This is a genomic window from Gardnerella sp. 30-4 (assembly GCF_001641215.1).
GTDB lineage: Bacteria > Actinomycetota > Actinomycetes > Actinomycetales > Bifidobacteriaceae > Bifidobacterium > Bifidobacterium leopoldii.
Genome location: NZ_LXJL01000174.1, coordinates 1 through 803, shown reverse-complemented (window position 1 = coordinate 803; position 803 = coordinate 1). Strand labels below are relative to the sequence as shown.

The window sequence follows — 803 nt, the reverse complement described above, 5'->3', positions numbered from 1 at the left end:
CTTTTTTATACATATTATTTCGTACTCTCCAACGTGCATTTACATCATTGTGCGTGTAATCTTAACAAGTATGATGCAGAAAAATAACAGTAATCACAGCGGATTATCGGTTTTCACTAGAAATTCCGCTACTATTTTTACACTATTACTCGCAGTTGTTATTCCGTGCTTAGGAAAAGCACTACTAGTTACGAGTAAAGAGCGTACTTATGAATCATCCATAGTCTCCTGGTTCCACAAGAGTGTTCCCTCTGTAATTCTCAGTATTTCAAAAATATTAGCTTTAGTTTTTTCAACTAAGGGTTGCATAGCAATACTTGTTTTATTAGCAGCGCTTTCATTATTTATAAATAAAAATTGGAAGATGACAATAATTCAACTTTTAATTTCGCTTCTTCCTATGATTTACATTTTTGCAGTTAAATTTGCTGTAAATCGTCCGCGTCCGTACATTGGTTTGAATATTAAATTACCACCTGATCCAAGTTTCCCAAGTGGTCATACTTCAGCAGCTGTAGCAGTTTGCGTTATGGCAATGTTAATTCTTTACATTAATAAACCATCGTCAGTTCAATTTGGATTACTTTTTAGCGCAATTCTTGTTGTTATAGTTGCTGTTTCACGTATTATTGTCGCTGCTCATTTCCCTACGGATGTATTAGCTGCAGCAATTATATATCCACTACTTTCTGTTACAATTTTGCGCTCGTTCCAGCGACATAATTTATATATTGACAACAGAAATGATGACAAATCTACTTACGAAGAACAAGTACTAGATTCTAACTCACAATCTAATATTC

At 34.0% G+C, this 803-nt stretch carries 1 protein-coding gene; it reads left to right on the top strand.

Going from position 1 to position 803, the window contains the following annotated elements:
* Nucleotides 1–70: 70 nt before the first annotated feature.
* The coding region (locus A5294_RS06455; protein ID WP_064340743.1) for a phosphatase PAP2 family protein at nucleotides 71–803 on the top strand (733 nt) is incomplete at its 3' end.